A 20,052-nucleotide genomic window follows, 5' to 3' on the forward strand; every position below is an offset into this window, starting at 1 on the left:
ACGGCGGCCATGGGGGCGCCATTCTCGATTACTCGGATTTGAGAGCGATTTGGCCCATTGATCGGCCGTGACGAAGCTGCGAGGACGCCCGGAGGCTATCGAAGGAAGACGATGTTCCGCCCCCTCTATGACTGGGTCCTGCGCATGGCGCACCACCGCCATGCGCTTCCCGCGCTGGCGGGCGTCTCCTTCGCCGAGAGCAGCTTCTTCCCGATCCCGCCCGACGCGATGCTGATCCCGATGGTGCTCGCCCGGCGCGACCGGGCGTGGCTGATCGCCACGGTCTGCACCGTCGCTTCGGTCTGCGGCGCGGCGCTCGGCTATTTCATCGGCTACGCGCTGCTCGAGAGCGTCGGCCAGTGGCTGATCCAAATCTATCACATGCAGGACAAGATCGCGCAATATCAGACCACTTACGCCGAATATGGCGCCGCGATCATCCTGCTGAAGGGTCTTACGCCGATCCCCTTCAAGCTCGTGACGATCGCCAGCGGGATCGCCAAATTCCCCTTCGGCCTCTTCCTGCTGCTCGCGGGCATCACGCGCGCGGCGCGCTTCTTCCTCGTCGCCGCGCTGCTCAAGCGCTACGGCGCGCCCGTCCAGGAATTCATCGAGAAGCGCCTCGACCTGTTCGCGTGGCTGTTCCTCGGGCTCATCGTGCTCGGCTTCGCGGCGGTGACCCTGCTGTGAGCGCCGCGGAGGCCTATGCGCTGGTCGAGCGCTATTATGCCGCGTTCAACGCCGGCGACTGGGAGGCCATGCTCGCCTGCCTCGCCGACGACGTCGCGCACGACATCAACCAGGGCGATCGCCAGACCGGCAAGGCGACCTTTCGCGCCTTCCTGTCGCACATGGACCGCTGCTACCGCGAGCGGCTCGAGGACCTCGCGATAATGGTCTCGCCCGACGGCACGCGCGCTGCGGCGGAGTTCGTCGTCCAGGGCGAATATGTCGCCACCGACGAAGGCCTGCCATCCGCGACCGGCCAGCGCTACACGCTCCCCGCCGGCGCCTTCTTCGAGATCGCGGGCGAGCGGATCGGCCGGGTCACGGTCTATTACAACCTCGCCGACTGGACTCGGCAGGTCGAGGGATGAGCCTCCACGTCCGCCCGCTGACCGCCGGCGCGATCGAGCCTTACCTCCGCGACCTTGGTCGGCTGCGCATCCGCGTGTTCCGCGACTGGCCCTATCTCTACGAGGGCAGCGAGGACTATGAGCAGCAGTATCTCCGCGCCTTCGCCGCCGCGCGCGACGCCGTGCTCGTCGCGGCGTTCGACGGCGAGACGGTGGTCGGCGCCGCGACCGCCTCGCCGATGGCGGCGCAGGACGCGGACGTGAAGCAGGTGTTCGTCGACCGCCGCGGCGACCTGTCGACGATCTTCTACTTCGGCGAATCGGTGCTGCTCCCCGAGTATCGCGGGCGCGGGATCGGCCACGCCTTCTTCGACGCGCGCGAGGGCCAGGCGCGCGCGTGCGGCGCGACGATCGCGACCTTCTGCGGCGTCGTGCGCCCGGAGGACCATGTGCTGCGCCCGGCCGGCTATCGCCCGCTCGACGCCTTCTGGCGCAAGCGCGGCTATGCGCCGATGCCGGGGCTGGTCACCTCCTATCGCTGGCGCGACATCGGCGAGCAGCAAGAGACCGACCATCCGATGCAATTCTGGCTGCGGGCGCTGTGAACGGACTGCGCCGCTACACCGTCGCGGCCGCGCAATATCCGATCGACCGGCTCGCCGACTTCGCCGCGTGGAAGGCGAAGCTCGCGCATTGGGTGGCGGAGGCCGCGGACGAAGGCGCGAAGCTGCTCGTCTTCCCCGAATATGGCGGGATGGAGCTGACCGCGCTCGACCCGGCGACCGTCGCCGACCTCCACGGCTCGATCGCGGCGCTGGGCGCGCTCGCCGAGCGGATCGACGCGGCGCATGCCGAGCTCGCGGCGCGGCACGGCGTCCATATCCTCGCGGGCACGCTGCCGGTGCGGGGCGATGACGGGCGCTATCGCAACCATGCGCGGCTGTTCGCGCCGAACGGCAAGTCTGGCGTGCAGCAGAAGCTGGTGATGACGCGGTTCGAGCGCGAGCAATGGGGCATCGCCGGCGGCGCCGCGATCCGCGTGTTCGAGACCGCGCTGGGGCGGATCGGCGTGGCGATCTGCTACGACGTCGAGTTCCCGCTGCTGGTGCGCGCGATGGTCGAGGCGGGCGCGGAGCTGATCCTGGCACCCTCGGCGACCGATACGATCCAGGGGTGGTGCCGCGTGCGCGTCGGCGCGCGGGCACGGGCGCTGGAGAACCAATGCTATGTCGTGCAGGCGCCGGTGGTGGGCGACGCGGAATGGACGCCGTCGCTGGACGTGAGCCGCGGCGTGGCGGGCATCTTCGGCCCGCCGGACCTCGGCTTTGCGGATGACGGCGTGGTCGCCGAGGGCGCGCTGGACGTGCCCGGCTGGGTGTATGGCGAGGTGGACCTGGACAAGGTCGCCGAAGTGCGCCGCGCGGGGGCAGTGTTCAACCATGCGCATTGGGGCGAGCAACTGGGGGGGGCTGCGGTGCCTGGGTTGGCGGCGGGGGTCGAGGGGGTGGATCTGCGCTGAGCCTTGTCGATTCGATATTTCGGCGATATTCGAAATATCGAATCGAGGAACACCCTACCATGCTCCTGCCCGAAGCCGTCGAAGCGCTGTCGGCGCTCGCCCATCCCAGCCGTCTCGCAGTGTTCCGCCTGCTCGTTCGCGCCGGCAGCGAAGGGCAATCCGCCGGAGAGATCGCGCGCGAGATCGGCGCGCTTCCGAACACGCTGTCGAGCCACCTCGCCATCCTGAGCCATGCGGGACTGATCCAGTCGCGCCGCGAAGGCCGATCGGTGATCTACGCCGCGGATTATCCGCGAATGCGCGCCCTCCTCGGCTTCCTGGTCGACGATTGCTGCGGCGGGCGGCCGGAGATCTGCGCGCCGCTGACGACGCTCGCGGCCGATTGCTGCCCCTCCGAATGACGGTTTCGCGCCGCCTTGCCGCCGAGGCGCTTGGGACGGCGATGCTGCTCGCGATCGTCGTGGGATCAGGAATCATGGGCGAGCGGCTCGCCGGCGGCAATCCCGCGATCGCGCTTCTCGCCAACACGATCGCGACCGGCGCGGGGCTGTTCGTGCTGATCCTGACGTTCGGCCCCATCTCCGGCGCACATTTCAATCCGGCCGTGACGCTCGCGGTGCTGGCGAGGCGCGGCATCGGCGCACGCGCGGCAGGCGGCTATGTGCTAGCGCAGCTGGCGGGCGGCGTCGCAGGGGTCTGGACGGCGCACGCGATGTTCGCGGAGCCGTTGCTGCAGCTTTCGGTGAAAGCGCGCGACGGCTTGCCGCAGGGCTTCGCCGAAGCCGTCGCCACCTTCGGGCTGATCGGCACGATCCTCGCCGCGCAGCGCTTCCGCCCCCAGGCCACGCCCGCCGCGGTGGGTCTCTACATCACCGCCGCCTATTGGTTCACTGCCTCGACCTCGTTCGCCAACCCCGCCGTCACCGTGGCGCGCAGCCTTTCGGACAGTTTCGCCGGGATCGCCGCGCATTCGGTGCCGCTGTTCGTCGCCGCGCAGCTGACCGGCGGCGCGATCGCGCTCGGCGTCTTCGGATGGCTTCTGCAGGGCGAATTGCAGGGGGAATGCCCGCAATGACCGGCCGCTTCCCGATCACCATCTACCACAACCCCGATTGCGGCACGTCGCGAAATGCCCTGGCGATGATCGAAGCCGCAGGCCATTCGCCGACCGTGGTCGACTATCGCGTGCGCGGCTGGACCCGGCCGTTGCTCGAGCGCCTGCTCGACGCGATGGGGGTGAGTCCACGCGAATTGCTACGCGAAAAGGGCGCGCCCGCCGCCGAGCTCGGCCTCCTCGACGAGGGTGTGAGCGACGGCGCGATCCTGGAGGCGATGATCGCGCATCCCATCCTCGTGAATCGCCCCATCGTGGTGACGCCCAAGGGTGCGGCGCTGTGCCGTCCCTCGGAGCGTGTGCTCGATCTGATCGAGAATGCGCCCACCGAATTCACGAAGGAGGACGGCGAAGTGGTGCGGCGTTGAACCCGCCTTACCCCACTCGTTTCTTCCCATCCCCGATCCGCCAGCCGCCGAACAGCGTGCCGCCCTCGCGGTGCGGCTTCTTGGCTGGATCGGCCTTGCTCCAGCCGGTGACCTGCTCCAGCGGCGGTAGCACGACCGGCGCGGGCTCGTCGGGCGCGCGCCAGTCGCCCGTCTCCTCGTAGCGGCGGCCGCGCGCCTCGGCGCGGGCCTCGCGAGCGAGACGGTCCTCGCGGTGCCACTTCTCGCGGTGCCACCGCGCCTGCAGCAGGTGGCTCACCACTTCCCACGGCATGCGACGGCGCATGATCTCGCGCGGCTCGTCGTGGCAGACCGAGCGCTGGTGCATCGCGAGCTGCTGGATCGCCTGGGCAGCGGTCATCGGCGGGACCGGGTTGGCTTCAAGCGAATGGAGCCACTGGGCGTCGGGCCCCTGGCTCTCGTCGGCGGCGATGGTCGCGGCTAGCAGCGCGCATTCGAGCCGGTCGAAGCCGATGCGCAGCGCATCGTCCATCGCCTTGGCGAAGGCGGGGAACTTGCGGCGCCGGTGGTAGATGCTGGTGTGCGCGAAGCCCGCGGCGGCGGCGGCCAGGCGCACGTTGGCGGTGGCGGCGAGCGCGGCGAGGAAGGCCTGCTCCGCCGCGCGCGTCATCTTGCCCGGCGTGGCGAGGCGGAGCTGGAGGCGGCCGGACGCGGTGCGGACGACGCTGGGCTCGCCGCCGCGGGTGCGGAGCGCGGCGCGCCAGGCGGGGGCGTCGGCGAGCGCGAGCGTCGCGGGGTCGACAACGGGTGCGTCCGGCTCGGGCGGGCGTTCGCCGCCGGCGAGCGCGAAGGCAGCATGGGCGGCGGCGAGCGTCGCGTCCCATTCGGCGGCGAAGCCGGCGTGCTTGGCGCGGCGCTTGGTGAAGGTCGAGCGGTGGACACCGAGCTCGCGCGCGGCGAGGCGGGCGTTGCCGGTGCGGCGCAGCGCTTCGAGAAATTGCGCGTTCTGGACGAGCTGGCGGTGGCTGAGCGGGCGCGGCATGGCGATTTTCCCGATGCGTGGTTCGCGCCGAGCGTCCCAGCCGAATTCCGACATTGCAAGCCGCCTCCCCTCCCCGCTTGCTTTCGTTCCAGAAATCGCTAGGTACAGGCCCCAATCCGACAGCGTGGATGGGCCGAGCCGGTTCCTTGGGAAGGACCGGGCAGCGGACCCGTGCCCCGCGGCGGAGGCTCTAGTTTCGAGAGGCAGCAGGTGGCCAAGACCAGTCCCCTAGAATTCGTCCGTCAGGTCCAGGCCGAGACGCGCAAGATCGTGTGGCCGACGCGCCGCGAGACGATCATGACCGGCGTGATGGTGATGATCATGACGACGATCCTCGGCGTCTTCTTCATCGGGATCGATTCGCTGTTCGACGCGATCGTCAACTTCCTGCTCAGCCTGGCCAAGTAAGGACACAAGCACCGCCATGTCGCGCTGGTACATCATCCACGCCTATTCGGGCTTCGAAGGCAAGGTCCGCGATCAGATCCTCGCGGACGCGACGCGCATGCACCTCGACCGCTTCGTCGAGGCCGTCGAAGTCCCCGTCGAGACCGTCACCGAGGTCCGCCGCGGCAAGAAGGTCCAGTCGGAGCGCAAGTTCTTCCCCGGCTATGTGCTGGCGAAGCTCGACATGAACGACGACGTCTATCACCTGGTGAAGAACACGCCGAAGGTGACCGGCTTCCTCGGCTCGAGCGGCAAGCCGCAGCCGATCAGCGAAGCCGAGGCCGCGCGCATCCTCAACACCAAGGAGGAAGCCGCCGCCGCGCCGAAGCACAAGGTCAGCGTCGACTACGACATCGGCGACACGGTCAAGGTCACGAGCGGCAACTTCGCGACCTTCTCGGGCGTGGTCGAGGAGCTCGATTTCGACAAGAGCCGCGTCAAGGTGTCGATCTCGATCTTCGGCCGCGCGACGCCGCTGGAGCTCGGCTTCGAGGACGTCGAACGCGTGAAGTGACGTCGTTCTCCGTCGGGCAACCGACGGGGTTTGCGTTCCGCGGCGGCGTGCGCTAAGGGCGCGCGCTTCCAGCGCTAGAGCAATGGAAAATCGCGGGAGGCCGTCTTCGGGCGGCCGCCACTACCGCTCGACTTGATCAGCGCCCGCCGGCTTCCAGCCGAAGGGCCGAAAGAGAGTGACACATGGCAAAGAAGATTACCGGCTATATCAAGCTGCAGGTGCCGGCCGGCAAGGCCAACCCCAGCCCGCCGATCGGCCCCGCGCTGGGCCAGCGCGGCGTGAACATCATGGAATTCTGCAAGGCGTTCAACGCGCAGACGGGCGACCAGGAGCAGGGCACTCCCCTCCCCACGGTCATCACCGTCTATGCCGACCGCAGCTTCTCGTTCGAGACGAAGACGCCGCCGGCCACCTTCCTCATCAAGAAGGCGATCAACCTCAAGTCGGGCTCGAAGGAGCCGGGCAAGACGAGCGCGGGCACGATCAAGCGCTCGCAGCTCGCACAGATCGCCGAGGTCAAGATGAAGGACCTGAACGCAAACGACATCGAGGCCGCGACCAAGATCATCGAGGGCTCGGCCCGCGCGATGGGCCTCCAGGTAGTGGAGGGCTGACCCGATGAGCAAGCTGAGCAAGAAGCAGAAGGGCTGGAGCGTCGATCCCCTCAAGCTCCACGGCGTGGACGAGGCGATCGCGATCGTGAAGGCCAACGCCACGTCGAAGTTCGACGAGACCCTCGAAGTCGCGCTCAACCTGGGTGTCGATCCGCGCCACGCCGACCAGATGGTCCGCGGCGTCGTGACGCTGCCCAAGGGCACCGGCAAGACGGTGCGCGTCGGCGTGTTCGCGCGCGGCCCCAAGGCCGATGAGGCGCGCGAGGCGGGTGCCGACGTCGTCGGCGCCGAGGACCTGATGGAAGCCATCCAGGGCGGCACGATCGACTTCGATCGCTGCATCGCCACGCCCGACATGATGGGCCTGGTCGGCCGCCTCGGCAAGGTGCTGGGCCCCAAGGGCCTGATGCCGAACCCGAAGCTGGGCACCGTGACGATGAACGTCGCCGAAGCCGTGAAGGCGGCCAAGGGCGGCCAGATCGAGTATCGCGTCGAGAAGGCGGGCATCATCCACGCGGGCCTGGGCAAGATCAGCTTCCCGGCCGAGGACCTGCGCGCGAACTTCGACGCGCTGGTCGATGCGGTGGTGAAGGCCAAGCCGTCGGGCGCCAAGGGCAAGTACCTCCGCAAGGTGGCGCTGAGCTCGACGATGGGCCCGGGCGTGAAGGTCGACGTGGCGGAAGTCTCGACGATCTGACGCCGATGTGCGGATGATACGGGAAAGGGCCGGGAGCGATCCCGGCCCTTTTCGTTTTCCGGGAGGGGCAGTACCCGTTCAGCGTTCAGCAAGGCCCGCGTGCCGATGGGCGGCGCGGACCCGGGCGAGAAGGAGGATCGCGATGCGCTTGCGCTGGCTTGCCGCGCCCCTGCTCCTGCTCGCGCCTGTCACGGCGCTCGCGCAGACGGCGACGCTCGATCCCGATACCATCACCGTGCGCGGCGTCCCTGTCGGCCGCAACGGCAAGCCCGTCGACATGAGCAGCTGGTACGTCGCCGAGACCGAGCACGTCCTCGTCTACGGCACGCAGGAAGAGCGGATCACCCGGCTCGCACACAATCTCGAGAAGCTGCACCTGCTGCTCTCGACCCTCTTCAGCCGGCTCGACGACAGCGACGATGCGGTGAAGCTGAGCGTCGTGCTGGTCAACAACGACGTCGACTTCCGCCGGCTCGACCTGCGCGGCGTGCGCGCGCAGCGCGGCCCCTTCCCCGCCGCCTTTCCCGGCGCCTATTATTACGACCCGCGCGACGACGGCGCCGTGCTAGCGACCACGGCCGAGGACCAGAAGATCGCGCTCGACCCGGGCACCGACCTCTTCTCGGCGCTGACCCGGCTCGGGCCGCAGGGCGTAGCGATGCAGCGCTCGCTGGCGCGGATCGGCCAACCCGACCTGGAGGATGCCCGTACCGGCGAAGTCGCCTATCTGGTGACGCCCGAGAGCCGCATCTACGCGGGCTACGCCCAGCATTACCTGCTCACCTATTTCCCCGCCGCCTATCCGCGCTGGTACCTCGACGGCTTCGGCGAAGTCTTCGCGACAATCGATGCGAGCCAGGACGGCGCGATCCAGTACGGCGAAGTGCCCGAGGGTTATCTGAAGGTGCTCGACTGGTACGGCCGCTATCCGGTGTCGCGGCTGCTCGACGGGAGCTACCTCGCCGAGCCCGGCGGCCGTCCGCGCTGGACGCCGATCCATGCCTTCGCGCTGGTCCATCTGCTGTTCTTCTCGGAAAGCTGGCGCGAGCCGCTGCGCGCCTATCTCGAGGCCGTGGCGAACGGCGCTTCGCGGGCCGATGCGGCGGTCAAGCTCGACGCCGCGAAGCTCCAGGCCGAGCTCGCCGGCTATCGCGGGCGCAAGATCCCCAACGACCGGCTCTACTTCCCCGCCGAGCGCGCGCCGCCGCCGCTGCTGCGCCAGCTCACCCGCGCGGAAAGCTGGCAAGTGCGCGAGCGGCTGCTGCTCGGCTCGCGGCTCGATCCGCCCTCGACGCCGCGCGAGGCGCGCAAGGTGGCGGGCCGCCGGCGCGACTGGCTGCGCGAGCTGCGCCGCGTCGCGGGGCGCTATCCCGAGAGCCGCGGGCTCCAGCTGGTCCTCGCCGAAGCCGAATGCCGCAGCGGCAATGCCGCAGGCTGCCTCGACGCGGCCGACCTTGCGCTCGTCGCAGCGCCGGGCAATGCGACCGCGCTGGCGTGGCGGGGCGTCGCGCTGACGCAGCAGGCGCTCGCCGGGCCGGCCGCGCGCCGGGCGGAAGGGTTGCGCGGCGCGCGCGAGGCGCTCGCCCGCGCGATCCGGGCCGACAGCGATGGCGTACGCGGGCTGCTCGCCTATTCGGCGAGCTTCGCCGATGCGGGCGAGCCGCTGTCCGCGGATGCTGTCGCGGGGCTGGAGAAGGCAGTCGCACGCGCGCCCTGGTCGGCGGCAGCGCGGCTGCGGCTGGGCGAGGCACTGGCCAAGCGTGGCGACGCGACCGGTGCGCGGGTGGCGCTGCTGCCGGTGGCGCAGGGCGCGTGGGATTCGCCCGAGCGCGCGCGGGCGGCGGCGTTGCTGGCGGCATTGGCTCGCTAGGCTGTGTCGACATTCACGGTTTGAGTCGGGCTTCCGGCAAAAAAACCGTCACCCCGGCCTTGTGCCGGGGTCCACCCCGCCACGCCGGCTGGACAAGAAGCACTATTCCAGCCCTTGCCTCTCGGTGGGCCCCGGCACAAGGCCGGGGTGACGGTGATATTTTGGGGTTATTCTCCACCGTCATCTTGGATGTCGATCCGCGCTGGCATCGGAGCATTGCGCCAATCGCGCCACTATGGTCTGACTGCGTCAAGCCGGGCGTCGAAGCGCCGGCGCCATGGGGAGGAAGCATGCGAGCCAAGCACCGCGTTTCACTGGCGCTGACGACGTTGTTCCTGCTGCTCCCCGTTGCGGCGGAAGCGCAGCAGAACCAGACGATCGTCGTCGAGGGCAGCCTCAACCGCAAAAGCGACTGGTGGGTAGCCGAGAGCGACCATGTGATCGTCTATTCGAACGGCCCGCGCGGGGATCTGACGCGGATCACGCACAATCTTGAGCGGCTGCATTTCCTGCTCTCCATCCTGCTCAACCGCGTCGACGCGCCCGACGAGACGCTGAAGCTGCGCGTCACGCTGGTGGGGGACACCGCCGAGTTCGACGCGATGGACCTCAGGAACACGCGCTCGGCGCAGGGACCGTTCGCCGGGCCGTTCCAGTTCCAGCGCTACTACGACCCGCGCGAGGACGGCGCGGTGATGGCCGCCAGCCGCAGCGACGCGGTCGCCGAGATCGAGCGCACGCAGAAAGTCGACATCGCGAGCCTCGGCGTGCTGCAGATGAACCCTCAGACCGGCCAGCTCGAGAATTCGCTGTTCGGCAGCGACAACCAGACCCTCAGCACTACCACCGGCGGTGACACCGTGCCGATCAGCGCCGAGGGGCGGCTCTATGCGGGCTTCGCGCAGCATTATCTCCTCACCTATTTCCCCGCGGCCTATCCGCGATGGTATCTCGACGGCTTCGGCGAGCTCTTTTCGACGATCCGGATCCGCCAGGACGGCGCGCTCGAATATGGCCATATGCCGGAGGGCTACCGTCACGTGATCGACGTCTACGGCAACGTGCCCGTGCGCGACGTGCTCGACGGCAAGTATCTCGAAGTCGCCAAGCGGAGCAGGTGGACGCCGTACCACGCCTGGATCCTGGTCCATTACCTGTTCTTCTCGGACACGCGACGTGCCGAGCTCAGCCGCTATCTCTGGGATATCGCGCACGGCGCTAGCCCCGCAGCGGCGGCGCAGGCGTTCGGCGATCCCGCCAAGCTCCAGGCCGAAGTGACCGCCTATGACAATCGCGGCCTGCCCTACGACCGGCTGAGCTATCCCGCCGAGCGTGCGGCCGAGCCCGTGCTGACCCAGCTGAGCGAAAGCCAGGCGCGGTTCCTGAAGGGGCGGATCGAGATGGGTTCGCGCGTCGAGATTCCGCCGCTGCCCGCGCCCGGCACGGATCCCAAGGTGGCCGAGCGGATGACCGCGCTCCACGACAAGTCGATCGAGGCGCGCGACCGCTGGCTCGCCGGGCTGCGCGACACGGTGCGCCGCGTGTACAACAACCTCGACGGGCAGCTGCTGCTCACCGAGGCCGAGTGCCGCACCGGCCATTATGCCGAGTGCATCGCCGCGGCGGACAAGGCCCTGGCGCTCCGCAACGATTCGGCGCCGGCGCTGGCCTGGAAGGGGCTGGCGATGGCCGAGCTGGCGGTCGCGGGTCCCGAAGCCGAACGTCCGGCCAAGCTGCGTGCGGCGCGCGCGCTGATCGCCAGGGCCAATCGCGCGGATACCGAAGCGGTGATCCCGTTGATCGCCTATTTCCGCAGCTTCGCCGATGCCGGCGAAGAGCCCAACCAGGCCGCGAACGCCGGGATGCTCAAGGCCGTCGACAGCGTGCCGGCCGCGCCGGCGACGCGGCTGACGCTGGGTGCCGAGCTGGCGCGCGAGGAACGCGGCGACGCGGCGCGCAAGGTGCTGCTGCCGGTGGCGGGCGCGGGCTACGACTCGCCCGAGAAGCCCGCGGCGCAAGCGATTCTGGAGAAGCTGCCCCCCGCGAAGTGACGCGGCTCAGCGCCCGTAGACGTCGCGGAGCCAATGGCGGGTGACGGTGACCGGCGTGCCCTTGGGGACGGCCGCGAAGAGCAGCGCTGCGAACTCGTCGGGCAGGCCGACGCAGCCGTGGGTGGCGTAGCGGCCGTCGACCACTTCGCCGCTGCCGTGGATCGAGATGCCGCCCCAGGTGAGCCGCAGCATATAGGGCATCGGCGCGTCGTAGAGGTTCGAGATGTGGTCGCGGTCCTTCTGGAGGACGGTGAACTCGCCGAGCGGGGTGGGCTTGTCGTCGTCGCCGTAGAGGATCAGCGTGCGGCCGATCTCGACGCCGCCCCGGTACACGTAGAGCCGCTCGGCCGCGACATCGACGACGATGGCAATGGGGCCGGTGCGCGCCAGCTCGGGGTTCCAGAGATATTCGCCGGGCTCGAGCTCGGCATCGGTCGCGAGTACCTGGCGGACCACGGGCGCGGCGTTGGCCGCGGGGGCGCAGGCGAGCAGACCAAGGAGCAGGGCGAGGATGGTTGACGCGCGATTCATGATCCCGATCTCGCGCTTGGCGAGGCCAATGCCCAGTCACCGATTTGGGACGTCCCGCGGGGGGACGGGTGGCTGGGGCGTTAAGACATCCGCCTCGCTCTTTACCGCGCCCCAACGCGTCATCCCGGCGAAAGGGGTAGCGAGGTCGCCGAGGGGACCAGCCTTCCACCACCCCTCCCCGTTGACTTTCCCCCCGTTTCCGCTAAGGGCCCCGCTTCCTCCTTCGGGAGGAGACCGTCCGAGACAGCGAGCGCCGGGATTTGCCCGGCTTAATCTCTCGCCAAGACGGGGACAGATTTTTACCGGCCCGCTATCGTGCGATGGAGCGTCCGGGTCCAGCCGGGGATTTCTCTGGCCGCGACGATCGTGCCCCTCGGACATTCGTGAACCGGGCTGCCTTTGCGGGCAGTCCAGAATGAGGAGAACGGCATGGATCGCGCTCAGAAGACCGAGCTCGTTTCCGAGCTGAACCGCACCTTCGGCGAGGTGAGCGTGGTGGTGATCACCCGCAACCTCGGGATGACCGTCAAGCAGTCGACGGCCCTCCGCACCAAGATGCGCGAAGCCGGCGCGAGCTACAAGGTCGCCAAGAACCGCCTTGCCAAGATCGCCGTCGAAGGGACCGACTATGCAGGTATCGCTGACCTGCTGACCGGCCCCACTGCGATCTCCACGTCCGCCGATCCCGTGGCTGCGGCCAAGGTCATCGCGGAATTCGCCAAGACGAACGACAAGCTCGAGATCGTCGGCGGCGCGATGGGGACCCAGTTGCTCGACGCCGAAGGCGTGAAGGCGCTCGCAACGCTTCCGTCGCTCGATGAACTCCGCGGCAAGATCGTCGGCCTGCTTCAGGCTCCGGCGTCGAAGCTCGCGGCGGTCACGCAGGCGCCGGCCGCGCAGCTCGCGCGCGTCTTCAAGGCTTACGCCGAGAAGGACGCCGCATAAGCGGTTCTTATTTAGACCAAATCCCGAACATATCGATAGATTGGAGTATATCACATGGCTGACCTGAACGCTCTTGTTGACCAGCTCTCCGAGCTGACCGTCCTCGAAGCCGCCGAGCTCTCGAAGCTCCTCGAAGAGAAGTGGGGCGTCACCGCCGCCGCTCCGATGGCGGTTGCGATGCCGGGCGCCGGCGGCGGCGCCGCTGCTCCGGCTGCCGAAGAGCAGACCGAGTTCGACGTGATCCTCACCGGCGACGGTGGCAAGAAGATCAACGTCATCAAGGAAGTCCGCGCGATCACCAACCTCGGCCTGACCGAGGCGAAGGCCCTCGTCGAGGCCGCGCCGAAGGCCGTCAAGGAAGGCGTGTCGAAGGACGAGGCCGAGAAGGTCAAGAAGCAGCTCGAGGAAGCCGGCGCCACCGTCGAGATCAAGTAATCTCGACGCTGCCTCCGCAGCGAGCATGAAGGGGGCGGTCCGGCGACGGGCTGCCCCTTTTGCATGTCCTTTCCCCGGCATCGTCGTTGCATTGGCGTCATGAAGCCTGCGCTGGTAGAGAGGCGGTCTTCGAGGAGAGGAGACCCGCCCATGACCCACGTCGCCAACGGCATGATCGCGCTGGCCGCGCTCGCGATGACGCTGACGGCCTGCACGCCCGCCGCGCCGACCGCCGACAAGCCCGCCGGCGCGCCATCATCGGCGGCCGATACCGAGGCCGTGAAGGCCGCCGACGCCGCGCTGCTCGCCGCCTATCAGGCGAAGGACGCGGCGAAGCTCAAGGCGCTCTATGCGGAGGATGCCGAAGTCTTCACGCCCTTCGCGCCGGTCCACCACCAGAGCGACGCGGGCAGCGACTTCAAGGACCCGGCGTTCAAGCTCGACTACAGGACCGCGCGCGCCGAGACCAGCGGCGACCTGGGCTTCACCAACGGCAGCTTCACGGTGAGCTTCACCAATCCCGAGACCAGGAAGGTCGAGACGATGACGGGAAGCTATGTGACCGTGTTCCGCAAGGGCGCGGACGGAAGCTGGAAGGTGGTGCAGGACATCGCCACGCCCGGGCCGGCGCCGACAGCAGCTCCGACGGCGGGGTAGGCGCTCAGCCGCCCGCCGCCATCGCGGCCGGCCGGGGGAAATAGCGGCTCGCCGCCAGCCCCTGGTGCTCGCGCTTGTCGAGCCAGATCGGGCCGAGCTTGCCGCCCTGCCCTCCGGTGCCCACCATGAAGTCCGCCGCCTGATGGCGCAGGCTCAGGCCGGCGCGCCAGCGCAGGTCGACCATCAGCATCGGCACGAACATCCGCCGCCCGCCGAGCTCGACCGAGTGGATCTGCCAGCGCGGCAGCACGAGCGTGGCGCCATTGGCCCAGACCCGGCCGGGCGGGAGCGTGAAAGGCGCGGTGGAGGGCGGCTGGTTGCCCGTGCCGCGATGATAGGCGTCGAGCATCGTGTCCTGCTCGGGGCTGGCGCTGACCAGCGCGATGCCGAGGCGGAGTCCGTCGGCGGTCTCGGCCTGGCTGGCGAGCCGGAGCTCGAACTCGAGCAGCGCATCGACTTCGTTGAGGACCAGCCGGCGCGGGACGATCTCGACGGCGATCGCTTCGCCGGGCGGGCGCGGCGCGGGTCGCGGCGCGGCGATCGGCGGCGGGACCGGTGCGGGCGGCGGTGGCACCGGCGGTGGCGGGGCGGCGACGGGGGCGTCGGGCTCGACTTCGGCGCCCTCCGGCGCGCGCCGCCGGCGGAGCAGCAGCCAGCCTGCCAGACCCGCAAGCAGCGCGAGGCCTCCGCCCAGGGCTGCAAAGGGCAGCCAGGATGAACCGACAGGTTCGGGCGCGAGCACAGGCGCGGGCGCGATGGTCGGCTGGGGCGTGGGCACGGCAACCGGCGGCGCGACGGGGGTCGGCGATGGCGCCGGGGCGGGCTCCGGAGTCGCCGCGACGGCCGGGGTCGGCGATACGGCGGGCTCCGGCGTTGGCCGAGCCTGCGGCGGGCGCGGCGTGGCGACCGGCGTCGGCGTGGGCCGGCGGGCAGCGGGGGTCGGCACCGGCGTCGGCGCGGGGATCGACGTGGCGACAGGCACCGGCGGGCGGACCGGCGCACTCTGCGGCCCCGAGGCCGGCAGGCTGAAGCGATCGGCGCTCGGCACGATGATCGTCGGCGGCGGCGCTGGCGTGGGCGTCGGACGCGGGGTTCCCTGCTGGGCGAGCGCCGGCGCGGCTGCCAAGGCAGCCCACGCGGCAAGCCCCCGCGCGAACCCTGGATTTGCGTTTCGCACGCCCCTGCCTAGCGCCGCGAAGCTGAATTGCACCTGCACGATGCGCCCAGCCGATATCCACGCGCGCCGATTGCCCGACGCCTCGCCGTTGCCTAGGGGTCGCGAGTGACAGGCCATCCCCCCCGCACCAGCCTCGGCTATATCCCCGCGATCGACGGATTGCGCGCGCTCGCGGTCGTCTCGGTGGTGGTGTTCCATCTCTGGCCGCGCGCGCTGCCCGGCGGGTTTACCGGCGTCGACATCTTCTTCGTGATCTCGGGCTTCGTCGTCACTGCCTCGATGGAGGGGCGGCGGTTCGAGAGCCTGGGGGGGCTGGCCGCCCATTTCTACGCGCGGCGGCTGATGCGGATCATGCCCGCGCTCGCGGCGATGCTGCTGGTCACGATCTTCGCGGCCAACCTCTTCATTCCCGACGCCTGGCTGAGCCGCGCGATGATGGCGTCGGGGGTCGCAGCCTTCTTCGGCGGCAGCAACATCGCGCTCGCACTCGACAGCGACACCTATTTCGGACCGCAGGCGGCGTACAACCCCTTCACCCACACATGGTCGCTGGGCGTGGAAGAGCAATTCTACCTGCTCTTCCCCCTCCTCATCCACTGGCACCAGCGGCTGAAGGGCGAAGCGATCAGCGCGCGGCGGATGCTGGTGCTGACCGCGGGGCTGAGCCTGGGGTCGCTCGCGCTGGCAGCGGCACTCTCGGGGATGCACGCACTCGCCTTCTACCTGATCTTCCCGCGCTTCTGGGAGCTGGGCGCGGGCATGCTGCTGTGCCTGACAGCCGAGCGCTGGCGGCCGTGGCTCGCGCGCTCGAACGGCAGCGCGCGGGCGGCGCTCGTCATCCTGAGCCTCGTGATGGTGATGCGAGGCCTGACGATCCCCGAGGGGCCAAACTTTCCCTTCCCGCTCGCGCTGCTGCCGGTGCTGGGAACCGCGGGCCTGATCGCGGTGGTGGTCGCGCTCCCGGGCAATCCGTTCGCCCGCATGCTGGCGTGGCAGCCGGTGGTGGCGATCGGCCTGCTCTCCTATTCGCTCTATCTCTGGCATTGGCCGGTATTCGTGCTGTTCCGCTGGACGAGCGGGCTCGGCACGCTGCCGCTCCAGCTGCTTGCGCTGGCGATCGCGGTGGGGCTGGCGGTGCTGTCCTACCGCCTGGTCGAGAAGCCGCTCCGGACCAGCAGCCGGGTCGCCGCGCTGCCGCGCGGCAGCGTGGTGTGGCGAGCGCTGGGGGCGCTGTGCCTTACGGGATTGGCCGGGACCGGGCTGTTCCTGGCGCACGACCGGCTGACGCTGAGCGTGACCCGCGACCATGCTGCCTGGTACGCGGAAGGGAGCGGCGAGACACTCTACCCCGCCCTCGTCCATTGCGCGGTGGCCGAGAGCGTCGAGCGCTTCCACGGCGGCAAGATCACGAGCTGGACGCCCTCGAGTTGCAAGACGCCGGTGGCGGGGTTCACGGTCTATGCGATCGGGGATTCGCACAATCTCGCCTACGCGCCGGCCTATCGCCAGTTCGCTGCCGAACTGGGCGCGCCGGTGCGCAGCTTCTTCCGGAGCGGCTGCCCGTTCCTCAAGCTCAACGACGCCGTACCGGTGAACGGCAGCTGCTCGGGCTATCCGCAGCTCCTGCTGGGCGAGCTTCGCCGGCGCCTGAAGCCGGGCGACGTCGTCTTCCTGCCCGGGCTGCGGCTGGTGCGCTTCACCAACCAGTTCGAAGGTGATCGCGCGGTCGAGCATCCCGCGCCGCCCAGCGTCTCGGCGACATCACTGGCCGAGGCGCGGACAGCGATCGCAACGCTGGCATCGATGGGCGCGCGCGTCGTGTTCGAGGCGCCCAAGCCGATCTTTCGCAGCCCGCCCTTCCGCTGTTCGGACTGGTTCAACCGGGCCAACCCGATCTGCGAGGGCGGGCTGACGATGCCGCGCGCCGAGCTGGAGGCGCTGCGAGCGCCGGTGCTGGGGGCGATGCGGCGGCTCGCCGGAGCGCAGCCGGCGCTCGCGGTCTGGGATCCGTTTCCGCTGCTCTGCCCCGGCGCGGTCTGCAAGGCAGCACCGGACGGGCGGCCGCTATTCTTCGATGGAGACCATCTGAGCGGCGCAGGAAATGCGGCGGTCTATCCCGGGCTGCGCGACGCGCTGCTGGCAGCTCAGAGGCTGTTTGGAAACTCGCGAAAGAGCGAGTTTCGAGGCGGTGCCAGCCCGCTCCCCCTCCCGGCCACCCATAGAATACTGTCGTTGGGTGGCCGGGAGGGGGAGCGGGCCGGCACCGCCATGCGCCGTGAGGCGCATTTCCAAACGGTCTCTCAGCGGTAGCACGCTCCCCTCAACGGCGAGCGGCCCGCCCTCCCGGATTGGGAGGGCGGGCCGCGACGTGGGGTCTGAGGCTCAGGCGCGTTCGAGGACGTGGTCCAGCTCCGCGCTGACGTCGTCGACGAAGTGCGGCCGCGTGGCGCCGATCGGGCCGAGGCCTTCCTCGGGCGATGGGCGGCCGATGCGGAAGGCGGCAGCGGTGCGGCCTTCGCTGCCGTCGGGCAGGCGATAGCGCGCATCGGCGACGACGACGGGGTTGAACACGCGGCCCAGCCCTTCCTTCGGCGCGGCGAGCGTCGCGTCGATGCGCGTGCCCTCGCCCGGCGCGATGGTGACCGGCGGGACCGAATCCTCGCCCTGGTGGTCGAGCAGCATCTGCTCCATCTCGCTGCCCTCGGCGTCGGCGAGCATGAAGGTCGTCACATGGACGTCCTCGGCCGGCAGGTCGCCGCTGTTGCCGATGGTGAGCTCGAACTCGACCGCGGCTTCCTCCTCGGTCGTGCCCGCGCGGACCGGGCGGATGCCCAGCTCGAGCCACGGGCGATGCGCGACGGGGGCGGCACCGGCCAGCGCGGCAAGGTCCTCCTTGTCGGCCTCATGGGCATGCGCCTCGGTCTCGATCGGGTGGAGCGGCTCGGCGGCCTCGGAGGCGAGCGGCGCCTCGGCGACAGGCTCGACAAGGGGCTGGACGCGTTCGGGCTCGCGGCTGACGATGATGGGCTCCGGCGCCGGGCGAGCGGCGATCGGATCGGCATAGGTCGTGACCGGCATCGGCTCGATCTCGTCGCGGCTGCGGCGACGGAGCAGGAGGAACACCGCGCCGGCACCCGCCAGAACGATCAGCGCAAGCAGGGCGATGAGCGCCATCGGCGAGCGCGATTGGGTGGGCGGCGTCGTCTCGGTCGTCGTGGTTGTCGTCTCCGCGGCGGTCGCCGGTTCGGCAGCCACGGGCGCAGGAGCCGGCGCCTCGGCGACGGGTGCCGGCGCGGCTTGGGGTTCAGCAGCCGGCGCGGCTTCGGCCGGAGCTTCGGTACGCGTCGTGGTGGTCGTCGTGCGGCGCGCGGCCGGCTCGGGCTGGACGCGGCGCGTGGTGGTGGTCGTGGTGGTGCGCGACGTGGCGGTGCGCGCGGGCGCGGCCTCGGGCACCGCCTGCTGGACCGGCTGCACCGTCTCGGTTTGCGGCGCGAAAGTGATCACACGCTCGGGAGCGGGTGCCGGCGCGGGTGCCGGGACGGAGACCGTGGGCACCACTGGCGGCGGCGTCACGGTCTGCTGCGCGTCCTGCGCGAAGGCTGGAGTTGAAAGGAGCGCGGCACCGATCAACAGCGCGGCGCGGGGGCGAAGCAGTACGCTTTGGTTACTCATGACGCCTGCCCAATGAATGGAACCTGCGATTCGCCGCAGGTGCTGCGCCGGTCCGAGCGGGACGTGCGACGAACGGCAGCCGATGGCTTCACGGGCGTGCAAATTGGATCGAACGAGGATCAGCGCTTGGGTCAGCACCAGCCGTCCCCTCCTCATCCGCCTCCCCCCGCCCCTATTTATACCCTCGCGACCTAGTCCGGGGCGAGGCGGTTGACCAAATCCAACACGCTCCCTATATCGCGCTCCTCACCTCACGACCGGGATAGGACGCGCCGTCGCGCAGCGCGTCTCACGAATGGGTCGGCCGAGGTTCAACGGACGCTGGAAGAGGCTGGAAGTTTTTCCGATCGATACGGGAAGGCGGTCCGGCCCTTTTGCGTCCGTTTGCGTGCCTGCCCCGGCGGATACCGGGACGACATTCAGGCTGAACGAGGCACATCTCCCTATGGCAACCAAGGCAATCGCAGGATCCAGCGGCACCGTGAAGCGCCGCATCCGCAAGGTGTTCGGCGACATCCACGAAGTGGTGCAGATGCCGAACCTGATCGAGGTTCAGCGCGAATCCTACGAACAGTTCCTGCGGAGCGATCCTTCGATCGGCTACGTCTCCGGGCTCGAGAAGACGCTGCGTTCGGTGTTCCCGATCCGCGACTTCGCCGGCACCGCCGAGCTCGACTTCGTCAACTACGAGCTCGAGCCGCCCAAGTTCGACACCGACGAGTGCCGCCAGCGCGGCATCACCTATGCGGCGCCGATGCGCGTGACGCTGCGCCTCATCGTGTTCGAGGTGGACCAGGATACCGAGGCCCGTTCGGTGCTCGATATCAAGGAGCAGGACGTCTACATGGGCGACATGCCGCTCATGACCGAGAACGGCACCTTCATCATCAACGGCACCGAGCGCGTCATCGTCTCGCAGATGCACCGCTCGCCGGGCGTGCTGTTCGACCATGACCGCGGCAAGACCCATGCCTCGGGCAAGTATCTCTTCGCTGCGCGCGTGATCCCGTATCGCGGCTCGTGGCTCGACTTCGAGTTCGACGCCAAGGACATCGTCAACGTCCGTATCGACCGCAAGCGCAAGCTTCCGGTGACGACGCTGCTCTATGCCCTCGGCCTGAACGGCGAGGACATCCTCAACTATTTCTACAACCGCGTGACCTTCGTCCGCGGCCCGAACGGCTGGCAGATCCCGTTCCAGCCCGAGAACTGGCGCGGCGCCAAGCCGATGTTCGACATCATCGACGCCAAGTCGGGCGAAGTGATCTTCCCGGCTGGCCAGAAGATCAGCCCGCGCGCCGCCAACAAGGCGCAGAAGGACGGTCTCGAGACGCTGCTGATCCC

21 protein-coding genes and 1 pseudogene are annotated in these 20,052 nt (G+C 69.4%); 18 read left to right on the forward strand and 4 right to left on the reverse strand.

Features of this window, described 5'->3' with window-relative positions:
• Positions 1-111 precede the first annotated feature (111 nt).
• Genes J7495_RS18730 through arsC form a run of 7 tightly spaced genes read left to right on the forward strand, consistent with a single transcriptional unit; the run spans position 112 to position 4,077 of the window.
• Positions 112-690, forward strand: a complete 579-nt coding sequence (locus tag J7495_RS18730) for a YqaA family protein (protein WP_294058459.1) — start codon at positions 112-114, stop codon at positions 688-690.
• Positions 687-1,097: a ketosteroid isomerase-related protein gene (locus J7495_RS18735; protein ID WP_294058460.1), complete on the forward strand. Its 411-nt coding sequence runs from the start codon at positions 687-689 to the stop codon at positions 1,095-1,097. Before J7495_RS18730 ends, J7495_RS18735 begins: the two co-directional genes overlap by 4 nt.
• Positions 1,094-1,681: a GNAT family N-acetyltransferase gene (locus J7495_RS18740; RefSeq protein ID WP_294058461.1), complete on the forward strand. Its 588-nt coding sequence runs from the start codon at positions 1,094-1,096 to the stop codon at positions 1,679-1,681. Before J7495_RS18735 ends, J7495_RS18740 begins: the two co-directional genes overlap by 4 nt.
• Positions 1,678-2,595: a carbon-nitrogen hydrolase family protein gene (locus tag J7495_RS18745; protein ID WP_294058462.1), complete on the forward strand. Its 918-nt coding sequence runs from the start codon at positions 1,678-1,680 to the stop codon at positions 2,593-2,595. The genes J7495_RS18740 and J7495_RS18745 overlap by 4 nt, the downstream gene beginning before the upstream one ends.
• Positions 2,596-2,654: 59 nt before the next feature.
• On the forward strand, positions 2,655-2,996 hold the full coding sequence (locus J7495_RS18750) for a metalloregulator ArsR/SmtB family transcription factor (protein WP_294058464.1): 342 nt from the start codon (positions 2,655-2,657) through the stop codon (positions 2,994-2,996).
• Positions 2,993-3,670 carry an MIP/aquaporin family protein gene (locus tag J7495_RS18755; protein WP_294058465.1) on the forward strand — a complete coding sequence of 226 codons (678 nt, stop codon included), beginning with the start codon at positions 2,993-2,995 and terminating at the stop codon, positions 3,668-3,670. Before J7495_RS18750 ends, J7495_RS18755 begins: the two co-directional genes overlap by 4 nt.
• Entirely contained in the window at positions 3,667-4,077 is a 411-nt protein-coding gene (gene arsC / locus J7495_RS18760; protein ID WP_294058467.1) for an arsenate reductase (glutaredoxin), read from the forward strand. The genes J7495_RS18755 and arsC overlap by 4 nt, the downstream gene beginning before the upstream one ends.
• A gap of 7 nt (positions 4,078-4,084) precedes the next feature.
• Here the strand turns inward: arsC and J7495_RS18765 are convergent, their stop codons facing one another.
• Positions 4,085-5,098, reverse strand: coding sequence for a hypothetical protein (locus J7495_RS18765; protein WP_294058468.1), 1,014 nt, complete (start codon positions 5,096-5,098; stop codon positions 4,085-4,087).
• A gap of 210 nt (positions 5,099-5,308) precedes the next feature.
• Here J7495_RS18765 and secE point away from each other — a divergent pair, with 210 nt between their 5' ends.
• From secE to J7495_RS18795, 6 genes are all read left to right on the forward strand, one after another.
• On the forward strand, positions 5,309-5,506 hold the full coding sequence (secE, locus tag J7495_RS18770) for a preprotein translocase subunit SecE (RefSeq protein ID WP_294058470.1): 198 nt from the start codon (positions 5,309-5,311) through the stop codon (positions 5,504-5,506).
• A gap of 16 nt (positions 5,507-5,522) precedes the next feature.
• Complete coding sequence (gene nusG, locus J7495_RS18775) at positions 5,523-6,059, forward strand: transcription termination/antitermination protein NusG (RefSeq protein ID WP_294058471.1); 537 nt, start codon at positions 5,523-5,525, stop codon at positions 6,057-6,059.
• Between the two features lie 182 nt (positions 6,060-6,241).
• The gene (gene rplK, locus J7495_RS18780; RefSeq protein ID WP_294058472.1) at positions 6,242-6,673 is read left to right on the forward strand and encodes a 50S ribosomal protein L11; all 432 of its coding nucleotides are present in this window, start codon (positions 6,242-6,244) and stop codon (positions 6,671-6,673) included.
• A gap of 4 nt (positions 6,674-6,677) precedes the next feature.
• Positions 6,678-7,370, forward strand: coding sequence for a 50S ribosomal protein L1 (gene rplA, locus J7495_RS18785; RefSeq protein WP_294058473.1), 693 nt, complete (start codon positions 6,678-6,680; stop codon positions 7,368-7,370).
• A gap of 142 nt (positions 7,371-7,512) precedes the next feature.
• On the forward strand, positions 7,513-9,240 hold the full coding sequence (locus J7495_RS18790) for a hypothetical protein (RefSeq protein WP_294058474.1): 1,728 nt from the start codon (positions 7,513-7,515) through the stop codon (positions 9,238-9,240).
• Positions 9,241-9,530: 290 nt separating this feature from the next.
• Positions 9,531-11,291, forward strand: coding sequence for a hypothetical protein (locus J7495_RS18795; protein WP_294058476.1), 1,761 nt, complete (start codon positions 9,531-9,533; stop codon positions 11,289-11,291).
• Positions 11,292-11,297: 6 nt separating this feature from the next.
• Here J7495_RS18795 and J7495_RS18800 read toward each other — a convergent pair whose 3' ends face one another.
• A complete protein-coding gene (locus J7495_RS18800) occupies positions 11,298-11,822 on the reverse strand; it encodes a L,D-transpeptidase family protein (RefSeq protein ID WP_294058478.1) in 525 nt (174 codons plus the stop codon).
• Between the two features lie 429 nt (positions 11,823-12,251).
• Between J7495_RS18800 and rplJ the strand changes: the two genes are divergently transcribed.
• The 3 genes from rplJ to J7495_RS18815 all read left to right on the forward strand — a co-directional run bounded on the left by rplJ (position 12,252) and on the right by J7495_RS18815 (position 13,859).
• Complete coding sequence (rplJ, locus tag J7495_RS18805; RefSeq protein ID WP_294058479.1) at positions 12,252-12,767, forward strand: 50S ribosomal protein L10; 516 nt, start codon at positions 12,252-12,254, stop codon at positions 12,765-12,767.
• A gap of 54 nt (positions 12,768-12,821) precedes the next feature.
• Positions 12,822-13,202: a 50S ribosomal protein L7/L12 gene (gene rplL / locus J7495_RS18810; protein ID WP_294058480.1), complete on the forward strand. Its 381-nt coding sequence runs from the start codon at positions 12,822-12,824 to the stop codon at positions 13,200-13,202.
• A 150-nt stretch (positions 13,203-13,352) separates the two neighbouring features.
• Positions 13,353-13,859, forward strand: a complete 507-nt coding sequence (locus J7495_RS18815) for a DUF4440 domain-containing protein (RefSeq protein WP_294058481.1) — start codon at positions 13,353-13,355, stop codon at positions 13,857-13,859.
• A 4-nt stretch (positions 13,860-13,863) separates the two neighbouring features.
• Here the strand turns inward: J7495_RS18815 and J7495_RS18820 are convergent, their stop codons facing one another.
• Positions 13,864-14,985, reverse strand: a complete 1,122-nt coding sequence (locus tag J7495_RS18820) for a hypothetical protein (RefSeq protein ID WP_294058483.1) — start codon at positions 14,983-14,985, stop codon at positions 13,864-13,866.
• Positions 14,986-15,141: 156 nt separating this feature from the next.
• Here J7495_RS18820 and J7495_RS18825 point away from each other — a divergent pair, with 156 nt between their 5' ends.
• Positions 15,142-17,346: an acyltransferase family protein gene (locus J7495_RS18825; protein ID WP_294058485.1), complete on the forward strand. Its 2,205-nt coding sequence runs from the start codon at positions 15,142-15,144 to the stop codon at positions 17,344-17,346.
• A gap of 72 nt (positions 17,347-17,418) precedes the next feature.
• On the opposite strand, the gene J7495_RS18830 is transcribed toward J7495_RS18825, so the two are convergent.
• The gene (locus J7495_RS18830) at positions 17,419-18,708 is read right to left on the reverse strand and encodes a hypothetical protein (protein WP_294058486.1); all 1,290 of its coding nucleotides are present in this window, start codon (positions 18,706-18,708) and stop codon (positions 17,419-17,421) included.
• Between the two features lie 445 nt (positions 18,709-19,153).
• On the opposite strand from J7495_RS18830, the pseudogene J7495_RS18835 reads away from it, so the two are divergent.
• A pseudogene (locus J7495_RS18835) lies at positions 19,154-20,052 on the forward strand (DNA-directed RNA polymerase subunit beta); the annotation flags it as partial.

This window comes from Sphingomonas sp., assembly GCF_017745215.1.
GTDB lineage: Bacteria > Pseudomonadota > Alphaproteobacteria > Sphingomonadales > Sphingomonadaceae > Sphingomonas.

Excerpts from the sequence above, each read along its gene's own strand:
- J7495_RS18730 (WP_294058459.1), top strand. The coding sequence starts at position 112 with ATGTTCCGCCCCCTCTATGACTGGGTCCTGCGCATGGCGCACCACCGC.
- J7495_RS18740 (WP_294058461.1), top strand. The coding sequence starts at position 1,094 with ATGAGCCTCCACGTCCGCCCGCTGACCGCCGGCGCGATCGAGCCTTAC.
- J7495_RS18750 (WP_294058464.1), top strand. The coding sequence starts at position 2,655 with ATGCTCCTGCCCGAAGCCGTCGAAGCGCTGTCGGCGCTCGCCCATCCC.
- J7495_RS18755 (WP_294058465.1), top strand. The coding sequence starts at position 2,993 with ATGACGGTTTCGCGCCGCCTTGCCGCCGAGGCGCTTGGGACGGCGATG.
- arsC (WP_294058467.1), top strand. The coding sequence starts at position 3,667 with ATGACCGGCCGCTTCCCGATCACCATCTACCACAACCCCGATTGCGGC.
- J7495_RS18765 (WP_294058468.1), bottom strand. The coding sequence starts at position 5,098 with ATGCCGCGCCCGCTCAGCCACCGCCAGCTCGTCCAGAACGCGCAATTT.
- nusG (WP_294058471.1), top strand. The coding sequence starts at position 5,523 with ATGTCGCGCTGGTACATCATCCACGCCTATTCGGGCTTCGAAGGCAAG.
- rplK (WP_294058472.1), top strand. The coding sequence starts at position 6,242 with ATGGCAAAGAAGATTACCGGCTATATCAAGCTGCAGGTGCCGGCCGGC.
- rplA (WP_294058473.1), top strand. The coding sequence starts at position 6,678 with ATGAGCAAGCTGAGCAAGAAGCAGAAGGGCTGGAGCGTCGATCCCCTC.
- J7495_RS18790 (WP_294058474.1), top strand. The coding sequence starts at position 7,513 with ATGCGCTTGCGCTGGCTTGCCGCGCCCCTGCTCCTGCTCGCGCCTGTC.
- J7495_RS18795 (WP_294058476.1), top strand. The coding sequence starts at position 9,531 with ATGCGAGCCAAGCACCGCGTTTCACTGGCGCTGACGACGTTGTTCCTG.
- J7495_RS18800 (WP_294058478.1), bottom strand. The coding sequence starts at position 11,822 with ATGAATCGCGCGTCAACCATCCTCGCCCTGCTCCTTGGTCTGCTCGCC.
- rplJ (WP_294058479.1), top strand. The coding sequence starts at position 12,252 with ATGGATCGCGCTCAGAAGACCGAGCTCGTTTCCGAGCTGAACCGCACC.
- rplL (WP_294058480.1), top strand. The coding sequence starts at position 12,822 with ATGGCTGACCTGAACGCTCTTGTTGACCAGCTCTCCGAGCTGACCGTC.
- J7495_RS18815 (WP_294058481.1), top strand. The coding sequence starts at position 13,353 with ATGACCCACGTCGCCAACGGCATGATCGCGCTGGCCGCGCTCGCGATG.
- J7495_RS18830 (WP_294058486.1), bottom strand. The coding sequence starts at position 18,708 with ATGAGTAACCAAAGCGTACTGCTTCGCCCCCGCGCCGCGCTGTTGATC.